Annotated in this window: 19 protein-coding genes; 7 read left to right on the top strand and 12 right to left on the bottom strand. The window is 46.5% G+C overall.

All coding sequences use genetic code 11. The features are described from left to right. Positions 1 to 68: 68 nt before the first annotated feature. The 3 genes from grdB to CGC65_RS00200 are packed head-to-tail and all read right to left on the bottom strand — an operon-like array spanning position 69 to position 3,066. Positions 69 to 1,376 (bottom strand): glycine reductase complex selenoprotein B, encoded by a 1,308-nt coding sequence (gene grdB, locus CGC65_RS00210; protein ID WP_080548684.1) that lies wholly within the window; start codon positions 1,374 to 1,376, stop codon positions 69 to 71. A gap of 9 nt (positions 1,377 to 1,385) precedes the next feature. Continuing rightward, entirely contained in the window at positions 1,386 to 2,666 is a 1,281-nt protein-coding gene (locus CGC65_RS00205; RefSeq protein ID WP_002565760.1) for a glycine/sarcosine/betaine reductase component B subunit, read from the bottom strand. A 4-nt stretch (positions 2,667 to 2,670) separates the two neighbouring features. Continuing rightward, entirely contained in the window at positions 2,671 to 3,066 is a 396-nt protein-coding gene (locus CGC65_RS00200; protein WP_002565759.1) for a GrdX family protein, read from the bottom strand. 405 nt (positions 3,067 to 3,471) lie between these two features. On the opposite strand from CGC65_RS00200, the gene CGC65_RS00195 reads away from it, so the two are divergent. Beyond that, positions 3,472 to 4,494: a sigma-54 interaction domain-containing protein gene (locus tag CGC65_RS00195; RefSeq protein WP_002565758.1), complete on the top strand. Its 1,023-nt coding sequence runs from the start codon at positions 3,472 to 3,474 to the stop codon at positions 4,492 to 4,494. Positions 4,495 to 4,604: 110 nt separating this feature from the next. On the opposite strand, the gene CGC65_RS00190 is transcribed toward CGC65_RS00195, so the two are convergent. The 6 genes from CGC65_RS00190 to CGC65_RS00165 form a co-directional block, all read right to left on the bottom strand. After that, on the bottom strand, positions 4,605 to 5,231 hold the full coding sequence (locus tag CGC65_RS00190) for a nucleoside/nucleotide kinase family protein (protein ID WP_002565757.1): 627 nt from the start codon (positions 5,229 to 5,231) through the stop codon (positions 4,605 to 4,607). A 55-nt stretch (positions 5,232 to 5,286) separates the two neighbouring features. Continuing rightward, positions 5,287 to 6,804 (bottom strand): aminotransferase class I/II-fold pyridoxal phosphate-dependent enzyme, encoded by a 1,518-nt coding sequence (locus CGC65_RS00185; protein WP_002565756.1) that lies wholly within the window; start codon positions 6,802 to 6,804, stop codon positions 5,287 to 5,289. Further along, positions 6,801 to 7,337 carry a DNA topology modulation protein gene (locus CGC65_RS00180; RefSeq protein WP_002565755.1) on the bottom strand — a complete coding sequence of 179 codons (537 nt, stop codon included), beginning with the start codon at positions 7,335 to 7,337 and terminating at the stop codon, positions 6,801 to 6,803. Before CGC65_RS00180 ends, CGC65_RS00185 begins: the two co-directional genes overlap by 4 nt. A gap of 75 nt (positions 7,338 to 7,412) precedes the next feature. Then, positions 7,413 to 8,912 carry a DUF4153 domain-containing protein gene (locus tag CGC65_RS00175; RefSeq protein ID WP_002565754.1) on the bottom strand — a complete coding sequence of 500 codons (1,500 nt, stop codon included), beginning with the start codon at positions 8,910 to 8,912 and terminating at the stop codon, positions 7,413 to 7,415. Continuing rightward, positions 8,902 to 9,132 (bottom strand): helix-turn-helix domain-containing protein, encoded by a 231-nt coding sequence (locus tag CGC65_RS00170; protein WP_002565753.1) that lies wholly within the window; start codon positions 9,130 to 9,132, stop codon positions 8,902 to 8,904. Before CGC65_RS00170 ends, CGC65_RS00175 begins: the two co-directional genes overlap by 11 nt. 15 nt (positions 9,133 to 9,147) lie before the next feature. Next, positions 9,148 to 9,594: a DUF2975 domain-containing protein gene (locus CGC65_RS00165; protein WP_002565752.1), complete on the bottom strand. Its 447-nt coding sequence runs from the start codon at positions 9,592 to 9,594 to the stop codon at positions 9,148 to 9,150. A gap of 321 nt (positions 9,595 to 9,915) precedes the next feature. Between CGC65_RS00165 and CGC65_RS00160 the strand changes: the two genes are divergently transcribed. From CGC65_RS00160 to CGC65_RS00150, 3 genes are all read left to right on the top strand, one after another. After that, complete coding sequence (locus CGC65_RS00160; RefSeq protein WP_002565751.1) at positions 9,916 to 10,353, top strand: MarR family winged helix-turn-helix transcriptional regulator; 438 nt, start codon at positions 9,916 to 9,918, stop codon at positions 10,351 to 10,353. Positions 10,354 to 10,391: 38 nt separating this feature from the next. Next, positions 10,392 to 11,072: a DUF554 domain-containing protein gene (locus tag CGC65_RS00155; RefSeq protein WP_002565750.1), complete on the top strand. Its 681-nt coding sequence runs from the start codon at positions 10,392 to 10,394 to the stop codon at positions 11,070 to 11,072. Positions 11,073 to 11,192: 120 nt separating this feature from the next. Further along, positions 11,193 to 11,846 carry an ATP-binding protein gene (locus tag CGC65_RS00150; protein ID WP_002565749.1) on the top strand — a complete coding sequence of 218 codons (654 nt, stop codon included), beginning with the start codon at positions 11,193 to 11,195 and terminating at the stop codon, positions 11,844 to 11,846. Positions 11,847 to 12,228: 382 nt separating this feature from the next. On the opposite strand, the gene thrS is transcribed toward CGC65_RS00150, so the two are convergent. Continuing rightward, positions 12,229 to 13,983: a threonine--tRNA ligase gene (gene thrS / locus CGC65_RS00140; protein ID WP_002565748.1), complete on the bottom strand. Its 1,755-nt coding sequence runs from the start codon at positions 13,981 to 13,983 to the stop codon at positions 12,229 to 12,231. 591 nt (positions 13,984 to 14,574) lie between these two features. On the opposite strand from thrS, the gene CGC65_RS00135 reads away from it, so the two are divergent. Next, positions 14,575 to 14,997, top strand: a complete 423-nt coding sequence (locus CGC65_RS00135; protein WP_002565747.1) for a DUF3842 family protein — start codon at positions 14,575 to 14,577, stop codon at positions 14,995 to 14,997. Then, positions 14,984 to 15,226, top strand: coding sequence for a hypothetical protein (locus tag CGC65_RS00130; RefSeq protein WP_002565746.1), 243 nt, complete (start codon positions 14,984 to 14,986; stop codon positions 15,224 to 15,226). Before CGC65_RS00135 ends, CGC65_RS00130 begins: the two co-directional genes overlap by 14 nt. A 15-nt stretch (positions 15,227 to 15,241) precedes the next feature. Here the strand turns inward: CGC65_RS00130 and CGC65_RS00125 are convergent, their stop codons facing one another. After that, complete coding sequence (locus tag CGC65_RS00125; protein WP_002565745.1) at positions 15,242 to 17,047, bottom strand: hypothetical protein; 1,806 nt, start codon at positions 17,045 to 17,047, stop codon at positions 15,242 to 15,244. Between the two features lie 569 nt (positions 17,048 to 17,616). Continuing rightward, on the bottom strand, positions 17,617 to 17,862 hold the full coding sequence (locus tag CGC65_RS32355; protein ID WP_080548685.1) for a helix-turn-helix domain-containing protein: 246 nt from the start codon (positions 17,860 to 17,862) through the stop codon (positions 17,617 to 17,619). On the opposite strand from CGC65_RS32355, the gene CGC65_RS32650 reads away from it, so the two are divergent. After that, on the top strand, positions 17,778 to 18,296 hold the full coding sequence (locus CGC65_RS32650) for a tyrosine-type recombinase/integrase (protein ID WP_007036385.1): 519 nt from the start codon (positions 17,778 to 17,780) through the stop codon (positions 18,294 to 18,296). The genes CGC65_RS32355 and CGC65_RS32650 overlap by 85 nt on opposite strands. Positions 18,297 to 18,510: the final 214 nt, after the last annotated feature.

Here is an 18,510-nt window from a genome sequence, read left to right as displayed (position 1 = left end):
CCATGGTAACTTTAGGCACCATTGGAAGGACCGGGCAATGTTCTTTTTACGGATTTCTAAATTACGGTTTACTCAAACACAGTCTGCTCTGTAACCGGAGTCTCCAGTGCTGTCAGAGCCTTGGTCAGTATATGTCTCCTGATTTCCTTCTCTTCTTCCATGGTCAATGCAGGATTGCCAAGAGGATGAGGAATAGCGATAGCAGGAACAATACGGTTAGCTCCTACTGTCAGTGAAATCGGAACTACAGTTGCAATATGAACTACAGGGATTCCTGCTCTTTCAATTTCTTTTACCATCGTTGCACCGCAACGTGTACAGGTACCTCAGGTAGAGGTCAGAATGACCGCATCTACCCCGTCATTCCTCAGCTCCTGTGCGAACTCTGCAGCGAATCTCTTGGAGTTAGCTACGGATGTACCGTTTCCAACTGTGGTATAGAAATATCTGTGCAGGCTGCCGATTTTTCCTTCTTTTTCAAATTCTCTTAAAACGTCAACAGGAAGGACTCTGTCTGCGTCTTCGTTTGCGTATACTGGATCATATCCGCCATGAGCAGTCTCATAGGTAGCTTCTGTCAGGTCCATGACACCGTCGATGTCATACTTGCCGTACTTGGAAGCACTGGAGGACTCGATGTGGTCCGGGTTGCCCTTTGGTACGATACCGCCGGAGGTAACCAGAGCGATTTTTGCATGAGCCATATCTTTAACAGCCGGATTCGGATCTACTCTGTCGAAGTCAGGCATTGGGAACTCGGTTGTGAATTCCTTGCCGGACAGCTTCTTAATCAGCATCTCTACTGCTCTCTGAGAGCCTCTCTTGTCCTCAAAGAAGTTGACACGGATGCCGTTTGGCATATAGCCCTCTTCCTTGGAAGAACCAAGCTTCTCACCCTTGGCAAGCTTAAGTGCCAGAGGAGCCATGGTGGCAACTGCACTTCTCATGCCGGCTGCGCTGTTCTTGGTCTCAACCACATATACTTTGGTCTTGTACATGTCAGCGCCTGGGTTCTCTTTGTACATACCAGTCAGAACCGGAAGGTTTAACTCTTCCTTAACTGCCAGTGCAACAGTACCGCAGGCAACGCCGTAACGTCCTGCATTGAATGCCGGTCCGCAGATAACTGCGTCTGGCTTCTGGCTGCTGATCATATCCAGAATGGTCTTTTTAGCAGCTTCAACGTTCTCGTTGAAATAGGAGTCACCGCAGATAACGGTAGCTACGATTTCTGCTTCTTCTCCAAATGCCTGGTTGAACGCCATACCAGGGCCTACAATGCCTTCTCTTAATTCTGGCTGGTAATCAGCCTTTTCCTCGCCGCCGATGTTAGCGAAGAACTGGTTAATATAATGAACAATTCTTAACTTTGACATCTTATCCTCCTATCTGGCACTTAATTTATTGAAGCCCATCTCATTTGTTGCTCCTGTGATTACCTGAAGCTCAGCAACAATGGAACCGTCTTTCTGTAAGCTTCCGTCGAATCCGCCTGCAATGATATCAGCAACCTCAGGATATCCGATTACTTTATCCATTGCCGGTAAGTTGATGACCATGTTTGCGTTTCCGCCTGTAACAACAGCATTAGCGCTTGCATCTGCATCTGCTAAGGACTGGGAAGCACCGTCGCGGCCTGCGTACTCATCTGTGATGATAACAGTCTTAACGCCTTTTGCTTCAATTTTCTTGCAGTTCATGATAAGGTCAGTATCTGGGTTACCGAAGCCCTCCTGGGAAACGATAGCGCCGTCAACGCCTAAGAACTCGCAAAGTTTGGATGTCCAGTCAGAAGAACGCATCTTGTCAGCAAGGTATACGTTCTCGTTGGTGATGATTACACCTACAAAGTTCAGGGTCTTTCCGTGCTGTTCAAATAAGTCTGCGATAACAGGATTGTTAAGGTGATGATAGGTTGTGTTCTTATCGCATGCAGATACGCAGTTACCGCTTAAGATAGCACCATCCATTAATTCGGTTGGGTTTAAGATGGTTGGCAGGGACTGCTTCATATCTACTCCGTATACATATGTATCATGCATCAGGCCCTGGCTCTGAAGCATAAGTACGTAAGCTACTCTTGGAAGCTCAGGATACTTTTCAATTCCTTCTTTAACGGAACAGGTCTCATATACCTTAACTTCATCAGGCTCTACGTCCTTAGCCAGCTTGCCGATATAATCAGCAGCCTTCAGGCCTGCGAATCTGACAGCCTTCTCATGAGCATGCTTTGCAAGTCCGTCAATTGGCTCGCATACAACAACCAGGTTGTTTAACTGGGAGAATGGTGTGTACTTAGCTCCCTCGCCGCACATGTCGATGATACCTTCCTGGAAGCCAACAATCTTACCTGTGGTAACAACTGCGGAACCCTTTAATACGTTGGTCCTTCCGCTTCCCACTGTCTCCACCTTGGAAATAACGCCTGGGAATAAGTTTCCACCTCCGTTGACTTTTACACGTGGCTCGATCACGTCCTTTACTGGCATGATACGGACACTCTCTCCTGGTTTTGCAATCTCCAGCTCAACGGACTTCAGGTTTTCATCTTCCAACAAAAGTGCCTTCAACTCTTCTGCATTAACATAAATAGTTCCGTTTTCCACTTTTGATTCCGATGCAAACTGAATGTCGTTAATCTGAACGCACCCCAACTCAAGTTTCATCTAATCACTCCTCCTTGTATATTATTTTTTTTACAGCTCCTTCAATCAAGGATAAATCCACGTCCCTGAAGTCTTCCAGTATATTTTCCGGCCAATCAGGAGTCCGTCTGTCCTTCATGAATTTCTCACAGGACTGAATACTGTTCTCCATCACCATCTCAAACTGGTAAAATTCTTCTTTTTCAACCTCAGAGTCGGAAATTATGATTGTTTTGTAAGGAATCTGGTTAGGCTTCAGGCTCCCTGCCATAGGATGGGTTTCCAGGCGATAACCTTTATGTATATAGTTTCTCACCTTGATTAACACATCAATGTAGGAACCGTTTTCCAGGAAGTCCACTTTTAATTTGTCCTGATATCTGTCCCTGCACTTCACGTTGTTTGTCACTACGATGTACATGATGTTTCACCCTTTAGATCTTTCTTATTTATTAGGCATAGGATTCCATTCCACATAATATTAGAGCAATTATCGTGCCAACTTTTTCTAAAGCGGGATTTTTTTTATTTTTTTACCTTTTAACCAACGGAAATACATTTTTTCTATCGGGTTTCCGTCCTTTATAGGTTTTCTATATTGTCTATTTTGTCATTCTTTTAACTTCTGGCCTTTTTAAATTTCCTTTTTTTCATGAACTATTTTTCTTGATAGTGAAATAAATTTCAGTTATAATAGGGGGTAGGGAGGGATTCTTTTTATTTTTTGCTTCCACATTTCCCTTCTTTTACAATTTTCATGTTAATTTTTTCTCAATTTTATGCATAATTAATAATTTTTTAAAAATCAAGTACAGGAGACACGCTTATGGACGAAAACGATATGAAAAAAAAGTTTTTTTTCAACACAAAATCCCCTGCCTACCGGAGGGCATTGGAAGACTGTGAACGTGTGGCAGCTTCCAATGTAAACGTCCTCCTTATCGGTGAATCCGGTTCCGGCAAGGATGTGGCTGCACAGTATATCCATGCCTGCAGCCGCCGTTCCGATATGCCGCTCATAGCGGTCAACTGTAATGCCTATACGGAATCCCTTCTGGAAGCAGAACTGTTCGGCCATGAACAGGGCGCGTTTACAGGCGCCATCAAGGGAAGGGCCGGAAAATTCGAGCTGGCTGATAAGAGCACCCTGTTCTTAGATGAAGTGGGCGACATCAACCTGACCACCCAGGTAAAGCTTCTGCGGGCCATTGAGACAAAGAGAATCGAGCGAATCGGCGGCAACAACAGCAAGCAGCTCGATTTCCGGCTGATAACCGCCACCAACCGTGATCTGGTAGCCAAGGTCCGCAACAGTACGTTCCGCGAAGATTTCTTTTACCGTATCAGTACCATTGTCATCCGCATCCCCGCCCTCAAGGAGAGGAAGGAGGACCTAGTGGACATGATTCACTTCTTCCTGGAGGAATCCCAGCGGGTAAACCAAATCAGAATCGACAGCATCGACGAGAAGGCCTGGGATTTTCTTATTAATTATGATTATCCGGGCAACATCAGGGAGCTGAGGAACCATGTGGACCGGATGGTGGTCCTCTCCAAGAACCATGTCATCACCACGGAAGGAATACCGATTCTCTATAATCTGAAGACAACAGATGACGACAGTCCTTCCACCGCCTTTACCCAGGCAGGAATCGTCCCCTGGCGGGAATTCAAGCGCCGCAGCGAGAAGGAGTACCTTCAGTGGGTACTTAACCAGATGGGGTGGAACATATCAGCCACCGCCTATAAGCTGGGCATCAGCGCCAGGCAGCTGTTTAATAAGATTAATGAATATAATCTGGAGAATCCGCAGACCGGAAGACCCCAGAAGCCGGTGCACAGTATCTGAGGCCAGGTGGCGCACTGATTCTTTACATAATAATTTTTCATACAAAAATAACGTGCTGCGAAAGCCGAATCCAGTTGGCTTTCACAGCACGTATTTTATAATATCCGGCTTCAGATGTCCTGAACTTCCGGCTGTCCTGCATTTGATTGCGTATGGCAAACTCTCCCAATCTCCTGCACAATTTCCCTGAGACAATCCTCCAGCACTACATTTTCATACTGCCTTGTTATATTGCTCTGTTCCAGATGGCTGGGGCTGAAATCCTCCTCATCTGCCAGAAAACGCCTGCACATTTCCTTATACTTAGGCACGGTCTGCTGCTGCTCCCGTTCCAAAGCCCGGCGCAGCCTCAATCCATCCTCTACATGAATATAGATAGGGACAAGGGCTTCCTCTCCATAATAAGCACGCATCTTCCCGTAGGATTCCAGAGTGCCCATAATCAGATAATTGCCTGTTTTCAGATCGATCTGCCCATCGTCCGCTGTAAAATAACTCCACGGGCCGTATACCGTGTCATACGTCCGGCATTCAATTAAAATACCATCTTTCCTGCACTGGTCCAGATAGGAGGGGTCCACAAAAAAATACTCCACCCCATTGTGTTCCCCGTCCCGTATGGGTCTGGTGGTATACATGGTAACTGTCTTAAGTTCCGGCATTCTGCTGTGGAGCTTCTTATATATGGTATCTTTTCCCGAGGCACTCTTGCCCATGACATAAAATATCTTTCCCATGATTCTCTCTGCACTTTCTAATCTCAGTCAGTTCTCATTCCGTCTTAATATAAAATCAATCCTTCTGCACAACCCGGATGGTCCTTAGGGATTGGTCCGCAGGCCCCTGTACCGGAAGCCCCTTATCCCTGTATTCCAGGATCACTTCCAGAATGGGTCTGCTGATCCATTCCCCGGGAGCCACAATGGGGATACCCGGCGGATAAATATAGACAAACTCCCCGGAAATACACCCTGCGCTGTCCTCCAGACCGACAGACGCCATGTTCTCCTCCATGGCCTCTCCCATGGACATGGCCGTGTCGCACCGCATACTGTATACACTTTTCTGGTTCCCGCTGCGCCCGTCTGGTTTATAACCGGCATCCGTCAGTTGGCTGTCAATCCTGGTCAATGCATCCCCCAGCCGCTCCAGGCCTTCCCCGCTGTCCATAACCGTGGTAATGGCTGTCACGTAATCTGCCCCGCACATCTCCATCTCCAGGTGATATTCTCTGCGCAGAATGTCATCCAGCTGCGCGCCTGTAAATCCGGTCAATCCATCTTCTGCCGGATACAGGCAGGTTCCCCTGGTAGACACCACGATTTTGGAGATATCCAGGTCCCTGATTCCGGCCTGTCCTATAAGCCCTGTATCCGCAAGACGAAGATGCCTCATCTGACCCAGTCTCCGGCGCAGCTTGTGAAGCTGTTTCCCATAGGGCGCCATATCCGTCTGTTCCATCTGGTATATACTGTTCTCTATACTGGCCATTAGCACATAAGAAGGGCTGCTGCTCTGCACCATATGGATATACCGGTCAATCCGCTCCCTGTCTGCATAGCATCCTCCGTCCGGCCGGTTGCATTTAATATGGAGCAGGGCTGTCTGGGTCAGGCTGGGAAGGGTCTTGTGGACGCTCTGAATCACCACATCTGCTCCCAGGTCCAGGGCAGACACAGGAAACATGGCGTCATAGCGGAAATGGGCGCCGTGGGCCTCATCCACAATCAACGGAAGCCCGGCCCTGTGTACAATCCGGGCAATGGCCTCTATATCGGATACAATTCCGTCATAGGTCGGACATACGATAAGTACGGCCTGTGTATCCATATACCGGTTAAGCATCCTGTCCACATCTTCAGCCGTAATTCCTCCCTGTATCCCCAATCCTTCTATCTCCTGTGGATAAACATAAGAGGTTTTCAGCTGATTCAGACAGATTCCATGGTACACGGATTTATGGCAGTTCCTGCTCACCAGGATTCTCCCGCCTCTGGGAACGGATCCGCATACTGCTGCCAGTATCCCGCCGGTACTTCCATTAATCATATAATAAGTCTGGTCCGCCCCATAGACATCTGCCGCCCATTTCATGGAGTCCCTTAAAATGCCCTCTGGATGGTGAAGATTATCAAACCCCTCAATCTCCGTTATATCCACTGCAAAGGGATTTGTAAAGGAGTCCACGCAGGAGTTCATAAAGAAATCCTCCGGCCCCGTCCTGCGCTTATGCCCTGGCATATGGAAGGGATACATGTCCGACCTGGCATATGCGGCCAGGCGGTTAATCAGAAGTTCTTCCTGTCTCATCCCAATGTCCTCTCACGGCTTCTCAATATCAGCCTTGTCATGCTGTCCTTCAGCTGTTTCCGGTTGCGGACCACCAGCGTCTTATGGGGATATCTGGCTTTAATGGACCGATAGCTGTGGTTCTCATCCCTCCCGTCACGGAGAATCCATTTCACAAAGTCCCAGTCAATCTTCTCCCGGCAGCCCTCTGCCATGCTCTCCCTGGTTTTATCCCTGTATTCCAGATACCGTTTCACCGCCTGCCACAGGCAGATTCTTCTGGTATAGTCCATAAATACAATGAGATCCGCTTCCTCCAGACGCCGTTCCTGGCAGAATTTAGCGTAGTTTCCGTCAATAATCCAGCCCGTGTCCTGATTCTCATTCAAAAATTCCTCTGCCATACGTTTTGCTTCTTCCCGGTTTCTCTCTTTCCATCCGGGCTCAAATTGTATCCTGTCCAAATACAGAACCGGGCAGTCGTAGAGCCTGCCCAGTTTCTTAGCCAGTGTGGATTTCCCCGCACCGCTGTATCCCATCACTGCTATTTTCATATTGTCAGCTCCATATCATCCGCGTTTTTCTTTTCATAGTATACATGAAAAACCATGGGATTCATAGAGAAATTCTCAGAGTTTATTTCTGGCTTTCAGTACTGAAAAATTAAAGGTCCTGAGTCCCATGGGGTTCCCATCATCCCAAACCTCGTATCTTTTGGCATACCAGGACAGAAGGCGCTCCTTTATTTCGGAATCCTCCATTCCCTTCAGGGCCGGTGCGGCATCTGTGGAAAGGCGCATAAAGTCGCTCTGCTCCACCCCGGCAATGCTGTCCCTGTGCGCCACATTATAGCGGGCTGTTATATAGTCCGGCCTCATCCAGGCAAATACCAGATAAAAGGAGGATACCACAGCCAGGCAGAACCGGAACAGAGGAAACTCATGATTGAAAATAAGAATTACCACCCCTGCCATGAGCACAAACAGCATGGCCAAAAACCATAGAACCAGGATTCTGAGAAATGTCAGCTGGTACTGCTGTACATATAGCACCATTCTGTACACAGCGGATGCCAGCATCACATAGGTACAGAGGCTGACCAGAAGCAGAAACCCATTTAACAGCACATGTTCCCGAAAATACTTAAGACACATTAGCACCATCACAAGGTTCAGGACAGCCACAAAGAGAAGCTGGAAAAATCCCTGTCTGGCGTACTGGGAATAGGTCATCCCCTCCGGCAGGCTGCCCTTTCCCATAAAAAGATACACAATCTGGATGACACAGAATACCAGATAAACCAAACCCACCATGGCCATGAAGCTGACCGCTGCCACCGGCGAATGCCTGCGTACATTGACCATCCCGTCGCTGATGCTTCCTCCATAGGCGCTGCAGACCAGGCAGTACATGGCCAGTGACCAGAATACGGTCTGGATCACCACCATAAACAGGGTAACCGGATTGAGGAACTTTGAAATGACAACTGACAGCATGTTCCTGAATACCATATCAGCTCCAGACAAGAGCACACACAGGAATATGACAGCCGGTACAGCCGCACAGGCGCCTGCCAGCAGCCGGAACACATTCCGGCTCCGTTTATCCTTAAGGGACAGTATATATTCCCCTAAATGGCGGAAGGGGTAGAGAACCATCCCCACGGCCTGAGCCAGATACAGAACAATGGAAGCCATGTATTTTCCTATATTCCACTTATTATCCTGATGGCACTGGTGAAGGATGAAAATACAGAACAGCAAAATCAGAGCCAGACGGTTCATATAATAACCAACTGCCATATTACCCGTAAAACAGGCGGAAAGCCCAATCAAAAGGGATACGGCTGCCAGCAAATAAGAATCCTTCTTGATGGGCACCCCCATTTTTCTGAATATCAGAAATGCAGCCCCATAGGTCACCGCCACAAACAAAGGGACTGTAATCCCCAGAGGATTCCGAAACAGGCAGAAGCTGGCGCTTACACCATAAAAAATGCTGAGAACGCCGAAAAAACCAAACTCCTTTCCAATCCGCTGCAGACGTGCGCCTAATTTCTCCTCTGCCCGTCCCCCTGTGACCTTTACTTCCCCCTGGGCTGTTGCGGCCAAATACATCTTATCGTCCATTCTCATCCTCTCCTTCCTCTTGTTCATAACTTAATATATCTCCCGGCTGGCAGTCCAGAGCTTTACAGATCGCCTCCAGAGTGGAAAACCGGATTGCCTTTGCTTTATTATTTTTCAGGATGGACAGATTTGCCATGGTAATATCCACTTCCGCAGACAATTCCTTCAGGCCCTTTTTTCTCCTGGCCATCATCACATCCAGATTGATTACAATTCCCATGTCATTCCTCCCTGTCTATATGGTCAGGTCATTTTCCTGCTTGTAGCGGATCGCCTGTTCAAATACCAGACAAAGCACAAAACAGAAAAGGCCTGCGATTGAAAACACAATAATAATCACTGCTGTGGCCGGAGTAAACGCCACAAAAAGGCGGAGAACAGACAGAACGGCTATGAGAAAGCTGCATTTCCCCATTCGTTTTAAGGATGCCGCATTTTCCATCACAAATGCGTCATCTGCCAGCACAGTTGCAAACATCCGCCGCAACTCCAGCACCAGCAAAAGAGCCAGCACCCCGGACGCCATGTAAAGCGCACACTGAACCACGTAGTAGGTCCTGAATTTCTCTATATACATACCTACATAATGGAAAATAAGCGGAATTGCCGCTGTTATAGCCATCCCCACATAAAACATGATGTCCAGAAGCCCTTTTGTAAACCTTACCAAACGCATATTCATACTAAATCCACCTTTCTGTATTGCTTATGTGCCCTGCAAAAGGGCTTGTGGGGCTTGCGGGTTACCCTGGTAAAAGCCTCACCTGGAATTTCTTACTTGAGATTCCTTAATTGGAATATAACACCATTTATACTATTTTTCAATACATTTTTATTGATATTCGATAAATTAATATTGATATATGATAAAATTTAAGAAGATTGTAAAGTACGGGGAAAGTAATAAATATCGGCAGCATAGGCAAAATCCAATTGACACGGTATATAGTTTGAATTATAATCATTAGCATTCTAAATATTTTGAAAGGCGGTCCGTATATTCATGACATTTCACTATCTTTTAATGGCAGGCCATGCCATATATCTGAAGCAGCTCATGGCGGAACTGTACCATACCGGGCTGACTCCCGGACAGCCCAAGGTCCTGGACTATCTCATGGAACACGATGGGGCAAACCAAAAAGAAATAGCAAATGCCTGCCATATAGAAGCCGCTACCCTCACCTCCGTACTCAACGGCATGGAGGCAAAATCCCTTATTGAGCGCAGAAGAACGGACGGCAACCGGCGATCTTTTTATATCTTTCTGACTGACCGCGGAAGGGAAATGGGCAGGGAGGTAACGGAGGCATTTGCCAGACTGGAGGAATATACCTTTCAGGATATCCCTACTGAAAAGGTTGGTAAATTTATGGAAATGTTCCAGGAATTATATCAAAGAATGGAAAATCACGCTGATACCGGGAAACCAACAAAGTAAACATTACATCTAAAATCAAACAAGGAGACAAATGCCCTATGCCATATGGAATCATAACCAACTGCGCTGCCGTATTCCTGGGAGGTATCCTGGGGGCAGTTTTAAAAAATTATTTTCCACAGAAATTAAAAGAAGCCCTGCCCAATATCTTTGGTCTGTCGGCCATCACCATGGGAATCAGCCTTATTATCATGTTAAAAAGTCTGTCAGCCGTGGTACTGGCCCTTATCGTGGGAACGGTCATAGGAGAACTTCTGAACCTGGAGTATAATCTGTTAAAGGGGCTTCACAAGCTGGAGCAAAAACTTCCCGTGAACCTGGATGACGAACAGATGGATGTATTAATCAGCATGATTATCCTGTTCTGCTTCAGCGGCACCGGGGTATTCGGCGCCATGAATTCAGCCATGACCGGCGACCATTCCATCCTCTATGCCAAGGCTGTCATGGATTTCTTTACAGCCATTATCTTCGGAACCACCGCAGGCTATCTGGTAGGCTTTATCGCAGTTCCACAATTTGCCGTGGGCATCCTTCTGTTTGGAGGAGCTTCCTACATACTCCCCCTGGTCACTGATACCATGCTGGCTAATTTTAAGGCCTGCGGCGGGATCATCACCCTGGCAGTGGGATTAAAAATTGCAGGCATCAAACGGACCAAAGTCTTAAATATCCTTCCGGCCATCGCCATAATCTTCCCGCTGTCATGCCTGCTTTAAAAAATGGTAAAAATCCACATATGAAATGTTGTTGTAACAACATACAATCCGTCCTCTTCATTGTATACTTCTATCATAACATCCATTGGCTAAAGTACTCATAACGAGGAGGATAAAAGAATGATCAGAAGAATTATTAAGATAAATGAAGACCTGTGCAACGGATGCGGCGCATGTGCTGACGCATGTCATGAAGGCGCCATTGCAATGGTAGATGGCAAAGCCAGGCTTATAAAGGACGATTACTGCGATGGACTTGGCGACTGTCTGCCCACCTGCCCTACAGGGGCCATTACCTTTGAGGAAAGGGAGGCAGCTGCCTATGATGAGGCAGCCGTAAAAGCCCGTATGCACCAGAGCCGGAACTTGTCCCCTTCCGACGCCCCCCTTCACAGAGAATGTCCGGAAAGCCGTCTGACCCAGTGGCCTGTGCAGATTAAGCTGGCTCCTGTCCAGGCTCCCTATTTTAAGGATGCCCGCCTTTTGATAGCAGCTGACTGTACCGCCTTTGCCTATGGTAATTTCCACAATGACTTTATAGCCGGCCGCATCACACTCATCGGCTGTCCAAAGCTGGATATGGTGGATTACTCTGAAAAGCTGACGGAAATCATCCGTCTCAATGATATCAGGGATGTCACCATTGTCCGCATGGAAGTTCCATGCTGCGGCGGTATTGAAAATGCCGCGAAACGCGCCCTCCAGGCCAGCGGGAAATTCATTCCGTGGCAGGTTGTGACCGTGAGGACGGATGGAAGCCTGGTACGGAATTAAACTCATGATATAAAAAAAACGGTGTGAAACTTAAAATAACCTGGAAAGATGATGTGAAGCAAAAGGAGACCATTGCCAGAGCATTGCAAACCAAATCTACCATGAGATTCAGGCAGCCGGCAAAAACAAAGAATCCCAAAACTGTCTCGTCAATGCAATACAGGTCTGTATAAAAGCTGACAAATGTGTTGTCGATGATATTACAGCATTAACCATAGAAACACTTGCCGGGAATACATCCGGTGCTGTACTGCGCAGAATTGCGGATGGATATGGGCGGACTTGTTCCCATGGCATAGGTTCCCTTTCTCCAATAGTCATATTTGCTTAAAGGCGCTTAAGATACGGATATAACCTTATCTTAAGCGCCTTTTTGCGGTTGTTATTTCTCTTTTGTCTGAATCATCTTTTTAATATCTTCAATAAACGCATCCAGTCCCGCAGCACCCAGGTCGCCCTTATCCCGGCTTCTCACCGTGATTGCTCCCTCTGCCGCTTCCTTCTCACCCAGAACCAGCATATATGGAACCTTCTCCAGCTGTGCCTGGCGGATCTTGTAGCCTACCTTCTCGTCCTTGTGATCCAGCTCTGTGCGGATGCCGGCAGCCTTTAATTTTTCATATACACCGGTTGCATAATCCATAGACTTCTCAGAAACAGGAATTACTTTAACCTGTACCGGAGCCAGCCATACCGGGAACTTGCCTGCAAAGTGCTCAATCAGGATGCCGATGAAACGCTCAATGGATCCGAAGCATACGCGGTGAATCATAATTGGACGCTTCTTGGAACCGTCCTCAGCCGTGTACTCCAGGTCAAACCTCTGAGGCATCTGGAAATCCAGCTGGATGGTACCGCACTGCCATGTCCTGCCCAGGGAATCCCTCAGGTGGAAGTCAATCTTAGGACCATAGAACGCGCCGTCGCCCTCGTTTACAATATAATCAAGGCCCATGTCCTCCAGCGCCTTCCTCAGGCCGTTTGTAGCCATCTCCCAATCCTCGTCAGAACCCATGGAATCCTCGGGCCTGGTGGACAGCTCCACAAAATACTCAAAGCCAAACTGTGTATACACTTCATTAATCAGCTTTGTTACGCCCTTAATCTGATCCTCAATCTGGTCGTCCCTCATAAAGATATGGGCATCATCCTGGGTAAAGCAGCGCACGCGCATCAGACCGTGGAGCTGTCCGCTCTTCTCATGGCGGTGAACCAGTCCCAGCTCGCCTACCTTTAAAGGCAGGTCGCGGTAAGAGTGGGGCTGATTCTTATAAACCAGCATTCCTCCCGGACAGTTCATAGGCTTGACAGCATAGTCTTCCTCGTCAATGACCGTGGTGTACATATTGTCTTTGTAATGATCCCAGTGTCCTGAATTCTCCCACAGCTTACGGCTCAGAATAATAGGAGTGGAAACCTCCTGATAGCCGTCCCTGTAATGAATCTCACGCCAGTAATCAATCAGGGTATTCTTTAACGTCATTCCCTTTGGAAGGAAGAATGGGAACCCGGGTCCTTCCTCTGCAAACATGAACAGACCCAGCTCCTTGCCCAGTTTCCTGTGGTCACGCTTCTTTGCCTCCTCCATCATGGTCAGGTAGCTCTCCAGGTCTGTCTTATTGGCAAACGCGGTTCCGTAAATCCTGGTAAGCATCTTGTTCTTCTCGCTGCCTCGCCAGTACGCGCCCGCAATACTCGTAAGCTTAAATGCCTTTACACCCTTTGTATACATGATATGGGGTCCTGCGCACAGGTCCACAAATTCGCCCTGCTGGTAAAAGCTTATGGTCTCCTCCTCAGGCAGATCTTCGATAAGCTCTACCTTATACGGCTCGCCTTTTTCCTCCATGAACCTGACAGCCTCAGCCCTTGGAAGCACAAAAGGCTTAACCGGAAGATTTTCCTTTACAATCTTAGCCATCTCTGCCTCTAACTTCTCAAGGTCCTCAGGCGTGAAGCCTCCCTCCCTGTCAAAATCATAGTAAAAGCCGTCATCAATAGCCGGTCCAATGGCCAGCTTTGCATCCGGATACAATCTTTTCACTGCCTGTGCCAGCACATGGGATGCCGTATGGCGTATGGCCCTTAATTCATCCTCAGCTTCCTGTACACTTCCGTCTGGTAAAATGATCTTCATACGAATCTCCTTTCTTCTATGGGCCATTTCAGGCTCCATCTCTTTGGTGTTATTCTGATATGATGATTCCGGCTGTTCTGCTGAAAAACATTCCTTCTGAATATGTCCGCTGCCGGAATCCTGTGAAAAAACGGGAAAATAAAAACCCCTGGACATATTCTTATGTCCAAGGGTGCATTCACACGGTTCCACCTTGATTTTCACTCATTTATCCCTTAACGCGGGGTACGGCGCCATTTCCCATCCTTCTTTATGCTGTAACACATGTCCGGACATCCCTGACGCGGCTCAGGACTGGTATTCGTCAATCTTTGGTATGCGGCCATTCCACCAACCGGCCTGCTCTCTGGATACTTCCCACTGACTACTGCTTCCCTCAATGCCTTTGCTGCTTATTGCTATTCTTGATTATATCACCTGACTCTGATTTGTCAAGACCGGCTTGTAAGGCTTTTTATTCCCATATAAGATTGTTCCGCTCATCTTTATCCACAATTCCACCCTCATACTCCGCCCATCTGTGGATAACATTTACTTTCCCCTGCATTTCTGTTAAAATATACCCAGCACAAAAGAAAAGAAGGTGAATCCATGAAAATTGTCATCATAGACGGACAGGGCGGGAAGATGGGTAAATCAGTTATTGAACAGCTAAAAAAGCGTTTTCCAGGCCTGGAGACATATGCCATCGGAACAAACAGCATCGCCACATCTGCCATGCTGAAAGCAGGCGCCACCTATGGCGCTACTGGTGAAAATCCGGTTATTGTCAATGCACAGGACGCAGATATCATCATCGGCCCTATCGGAATTGTCATGGCTAATTCCCTTTTGGGGGAGATTACGCCTGCCATGGCCACAGCCATAGGCATCAGTAAAGCATATAAGATACTGATTCCGGTCAACCGATGCAATCATTACATTGTAGGCTGCCAGAACAGTACCTTATCTGATTATATCAATATGGTATGTGATGAAGTAGGAAAGGAAGCAGGTATCAATGAGAACCATTGAATTTAAAATGGAACGCCAGGGACTTGTAAATAAAGGAGATAAAGTAAAAATAATCGAGCGGGAAGGAACCAGCAGCTACAGCTATATCATTGATCCGGCTGTAGCCATGTCCGGCTGCTTCGCCGCCCGTTACCGCATTAAATCCGAATACGGAATTGTAAAAGACATCCGCGAAAATTCCCGGGGATTCTATGTGATAGTAGATTTTGATGAGGATGAACCCCGCTAATACCGGTTTCCCTCTTTATCCCAACGGCACTATCTTCACCTCAGCAGATGGTTCCGTCACCGGCGGAACCGTGGGAGCAGGCGCCGGAACCGTGGGCACAGCTGTATCTGTATGAGGTCCCTCCGTGCTGATGACAGGGTCGTTATTGATAGAAGGTTCCACCGGTGAGACAGTCTCTGTGGAAGCAGGCGGCATAGTCTCAATTGGCTGGATTATGTCACCTGTCTCCTGGGCTTCACTGCTCTCTGCGGATTCTGTTGAGGGGACCATATCAATCAGACGTCTGTCTCCTGCATTGAGCTCAATGGCTTTACTCCACAGGATACTGGTTATTCCGCTGTTTCTCTCCCATTGGCAATCATGCCACAGGCAGATGACCTTGCCGTCCCTGGCCATTATAATTTCCAGCATGTCATTTCCGTCCACATGCTTACCTGTACGTGCGGATGCATCCTCTATCTGATAAATTCCTCCATCTCTTGCTATCATGACAACGGTTCCATACGCCTGTTTCCATATAGCAGGATTGTATTCCCCGAATATCTGGCCCTCGTCTTCATAGTAATACATATTCTGCATGACACCAGGGAAACGCTCTGACACTGCCTGTTTATTCTGTCCGTCCAAACCAGCTTTAAAAATCTGGCTGTACCACTCTCCGCCGGTACCTTTATCCACATAACTGCTGTAGTAGATCTGGTTATCCACAATACAATAGCTCTGTACACCATAATTTTCCCTGATAACAGCAGTATCGCTCCCATCGCGTTTTACGCAGACAGAAGATTTAGTTCCGCTGCCGCCCAGATAATAGGTCTTTCCGTCAATGGTTACCTGGCCGTGTTTTACATATTTTATCTTTCCATCTTCCTCAATCCTGTAAACCCGGTCTCCTATGCTGACGCTGCTGCCGCTTTCAGCCACTGCGGGATTTCCCATGTCATCTACCAGATAACAATTTCCATCTTTTATAACCACCGAATACCTGGCCTCCCCGGTAGCAACCTCTGTGCCCAAGGTAGTCTGATAAATTTTACCGCCCTGAGAGTAATAGATAATATCACCCAGTACCATATAGCCATCCACATTCTCAGCTATCAATTCTTTGGTATCACTTCCCGGCCTCATCCTGAACAACTTATCACAAAGCCCCCTCTCAGCCTCAGAAAGGCCCTGTTTCTGGCTTTCCTTTACCTTAGGCAGGAAATATACGTAATCGCCGTAAGCACGCATAGAATTCCTTGTGGTCTTTTCTGGGGCAGTCTCCCCTCCCAGCACCACTACCTTGTTCTCCACTGTCTTGCGGTACAGAATGGTCTTAAAAAGTCCTGTGTCCTCAGCCCTCAGATAACACCAGAATGCATTGGTCCTCACAAGACTGTCCAGGTTTTCACCAGTGCTTTCAGGTACATAGTCCGGATCAATCTGGATATTTTTCAGATATCCCTTTGTATCATGGCAGGTATATGTCTGACCTTCCTGTTTCAACTCTCCGGTAGCCATAATACCATCACTGTCAAAATAATAGAGGAAACCCTCTATATCCTTCCACTGGTCTGTCACATATTCCTTTTCATCCAGATAATACATCCAACCTTTATCTGTCTCATTCCATCCGTCCTTTGGCTCATCCTTTGTATCTATGGTGATAGAAGGCATCTCCTTTTCCTCTGTAGTGAAATCCAGATTTTTATAATCCGACCGGATTTTCCCAACCACGGACATGATTACATATACGGCTGCTATCATAATAATGGCTGCCATAATAATCAAAAATACGGTCTTAATTGGTGAGTCCTTTTTTTTACGCCGTCTGCTCATTTATTTTCCCCTGGTATCATTTGTTGTATGATTTGTTAATAGCATATCAAATTCCTAAAACATTATTTATACTATCAGACTTCCGACATTTTTACAATGAAGGAAATCTTACAATAAAACAAAAAAGCGCCTATCAATAAGATAAGTGCTAAATGTCCAAAGTCGGAATCGAACCAACGACACGAAGATTTTCAGACCTCTGTTCTACCAACTGAGCTATCTGGGCATCAATGAGCGTGCCGGGATTCGAACCCGGAACAACTTAATTAAAAGGCAGTATATTTAAGCCATTTAAGGCTACTTGACATATTGGCAGGATTGGTATAATATAATAATACTAGGAAGTTTAGTACACATGTTGCACTAAACAAAGCCCCAAAGAGTACCAGTCTTTGGGGCTTCTTTTTGGTTAGCTGTCTTTACGGTTCCGGTCTAACCATTTGCATATGTAGTAACCAGCTACACTTGCCATAACCGCAACCAGGAAGTTTAATACATCGGACATGTTGCACACCCCCTTTCCGCTGTGCGGTATAGGGTAGACAGCAAACCTATCATACTATATTTGATTATATCTTTACAACATAATACTTCCTTTTCTTGGGTTTGGAATACGGCTTTTTTTCATCTGTTATACCTAATATATAATCAGAGCTTACACCATATAACTCGGTTAGTTTTATCAAATGCTCTAAAGGCAGTGAACGAGTGCCATTTTCGTAATGTCCATATGACCTTTGAGTTACACATAAATAGCTTGCAACATATTTTTGTGTCCAATTGCGTGATTCCCTTAAGTCTGCTAAACGTACCAATTATCATGGTATTGCTTCACCATTCACTTTCCAAGGCCACTATTTCTACATATGTCAGAAATGCCCGTATATTCCTTAGATGGGTGCATGCTGAATATGGTCTTAGCTTTGACCCGGTAAAGATAAAGGTTCCTAAACCTCCCAAAAAGAATGTCCATGTGCTTTCTTCTGCTGAGATACAATATTTATTGGATTCTGCAAAATGCTCTGTCCCTTGGCTGACTGCCAGAAATAAGGCTATAATCGCTTTAATGCTGGGTTCTGGGCTTAGGCAGAATGAAATATGCACATTAGTAAAAAAGGGGCTGGATTTTGACCGTGGTGCGTTACAAGTCACTGGCAAGGGTTGCAAAGACCGTTTAGTCCCCTTGGGGTATATTTCCAAAATATTGATAACTATCGCAGAACGGGAAATACTGGTGTCTACGATTTGAGCATTTTAATGGGGCATGAAAGTATAGAAACCACTAAAAGATATGAACACATTGCACATGAAATAATTGCTGTTGAAAACTGCAATTCCCACCTTGATAATATCTATTTAAAATAAATTCTTTGTGGATAAATTCCCTAAAATAACGTATTTACGTACTTTTTGACAATAAAAAAAGGGTTCTATACTGAATGTTGGGGTGTGCTGAAAAGCAC

It is taken from the genome of Enterocloster bolteae, from assembly GCF_002234575.2.
GTDB lineage: Bacteria > Bacillota > Clostridia > Lachnospirales > Lachnospiraceae > Enterocloster > Enterocloster bolteae.
Note: the sequence above shows the minus strand (reverse complement) of the source record. Positions and strands in the feature narration are given on the sequence as shown.

Bases quoted from the DNA above. Each gene is read 5' to 3' on its own strand.
- CGC65_RS00160 (WP_002565751.1), top strand. From the start codon at position 9,916: ATGACATTTCACTATCTTTTAATGGCAGGCCATGCCATATATCTGAAG.
- CGC65_RS00125 (WP_002565745.1), bottom strand. From the start codon at position 17,047: ATGAGCAGACGGCGTAAAAAAAAGGACTCACCAATTAAGACCGTATTT.
- CGC65_RS00180 (WP_002565755.1), bottom strand. From the start codon at position 7,337: ATGAAAATAGCAGTGATGGGATACAGCGGTGCGGGGAAATCCACACTG.
- thrS (WP_002565748.1), bottom strand. From the start codon at position 13,983: ATGAAGATCATTTTACCAGACGGAAGTGTACAGGAAGCTGAGGATGAA.
- CGC65_RS00150 (WP_002565749.1), top strand. From the start codon at position 11,193: ATGATCAGAAGAATTATTAAGATAAATGAAGACCTGTGCAACGGATGC.
- CGC65_RS00170 (WP_002565753.1), bottom strand. From the start codon at position 9,132: ATGGGAATTGTAATCAATCTGGATGTGATGATGGCCAGGAGAAAAAAG.
- CGC65_RS32650 (WP_007036385.1), top strand. From the start codon at position 17,778: ATGACCTTTGAGTTACACATAAATAGCTTGCAACATATTTTTGTGTCC.
- CGC65_RS00175 (WP_002565754.1), bottom strand. From the start codon at position 8,912: ATGGACGATAAGATGTATTTGGCCGCAACAGCCCAGGGGGAAGTAAAG.
- CGC65_RS00155 (WP_002565750.1), top strand. From the start codon at position 10,392: ATGCCATATGGAATCATAACCAACTGCGCTGCCGTATTCCTGGGAGGT.
- CGC65_RS00130 (WP_002565746.1), top strand. From the start codon at position 14,984: ATGAGAACCATTGAATTTAAAATGGAACGCCAGGGACTTGTAAATAAA.
- CGC65_RS00205 (WP_002565760.1), bottom strand. From the start codon at position 2,666: ATGAAACTTGAGTTGGGGTGCGTTCAGATTAACGACATTCAGTTTGCA.
- CGC65_RS00135 (WP_002565747.1), top strand. From the start codon at position 14,575: ATGAAAATTGTCATCATAGACGGACAGGGCGGGAAGATGGGTAAATCA.
- CGC65_RS00185 (WP_002565756.1), bottom strand. From the start codon at position 6,804: ATGAGACAGGAAGAACTTCTGATTAACCGCCTGGCCGCATATGCCAGG.
- CGC65_RS00200 (WP_002565759.1), bottom strand. From the start codon at position 3,066: ATGTACATCGTAGTGACAAACAACGTGAAGTGCAGGGACAGATATCAG.
- CGC65_RS00165 (WP_002565752.1), bottom strand. From the start codon at position 9,594: ATGAATATGCGTTTGGTAAGGTTTACAAAAGGGCTTCTGGACATCATG.
- CGC65_RS00195 (WP_002565758.1), top strand. From the start codon at position 3,472: ATGGACGAAAACGATATGAAAAAAAAGTTTTTTTTCAACACAAAATCC.
- CGC65_RS00190 (WP_002565757.1), bottom strand. From the start codon at position 5,231: ATGGGAAAGATATTTTATGTCATGGGCAAGAGTGCCTCGGGAAAAGAT.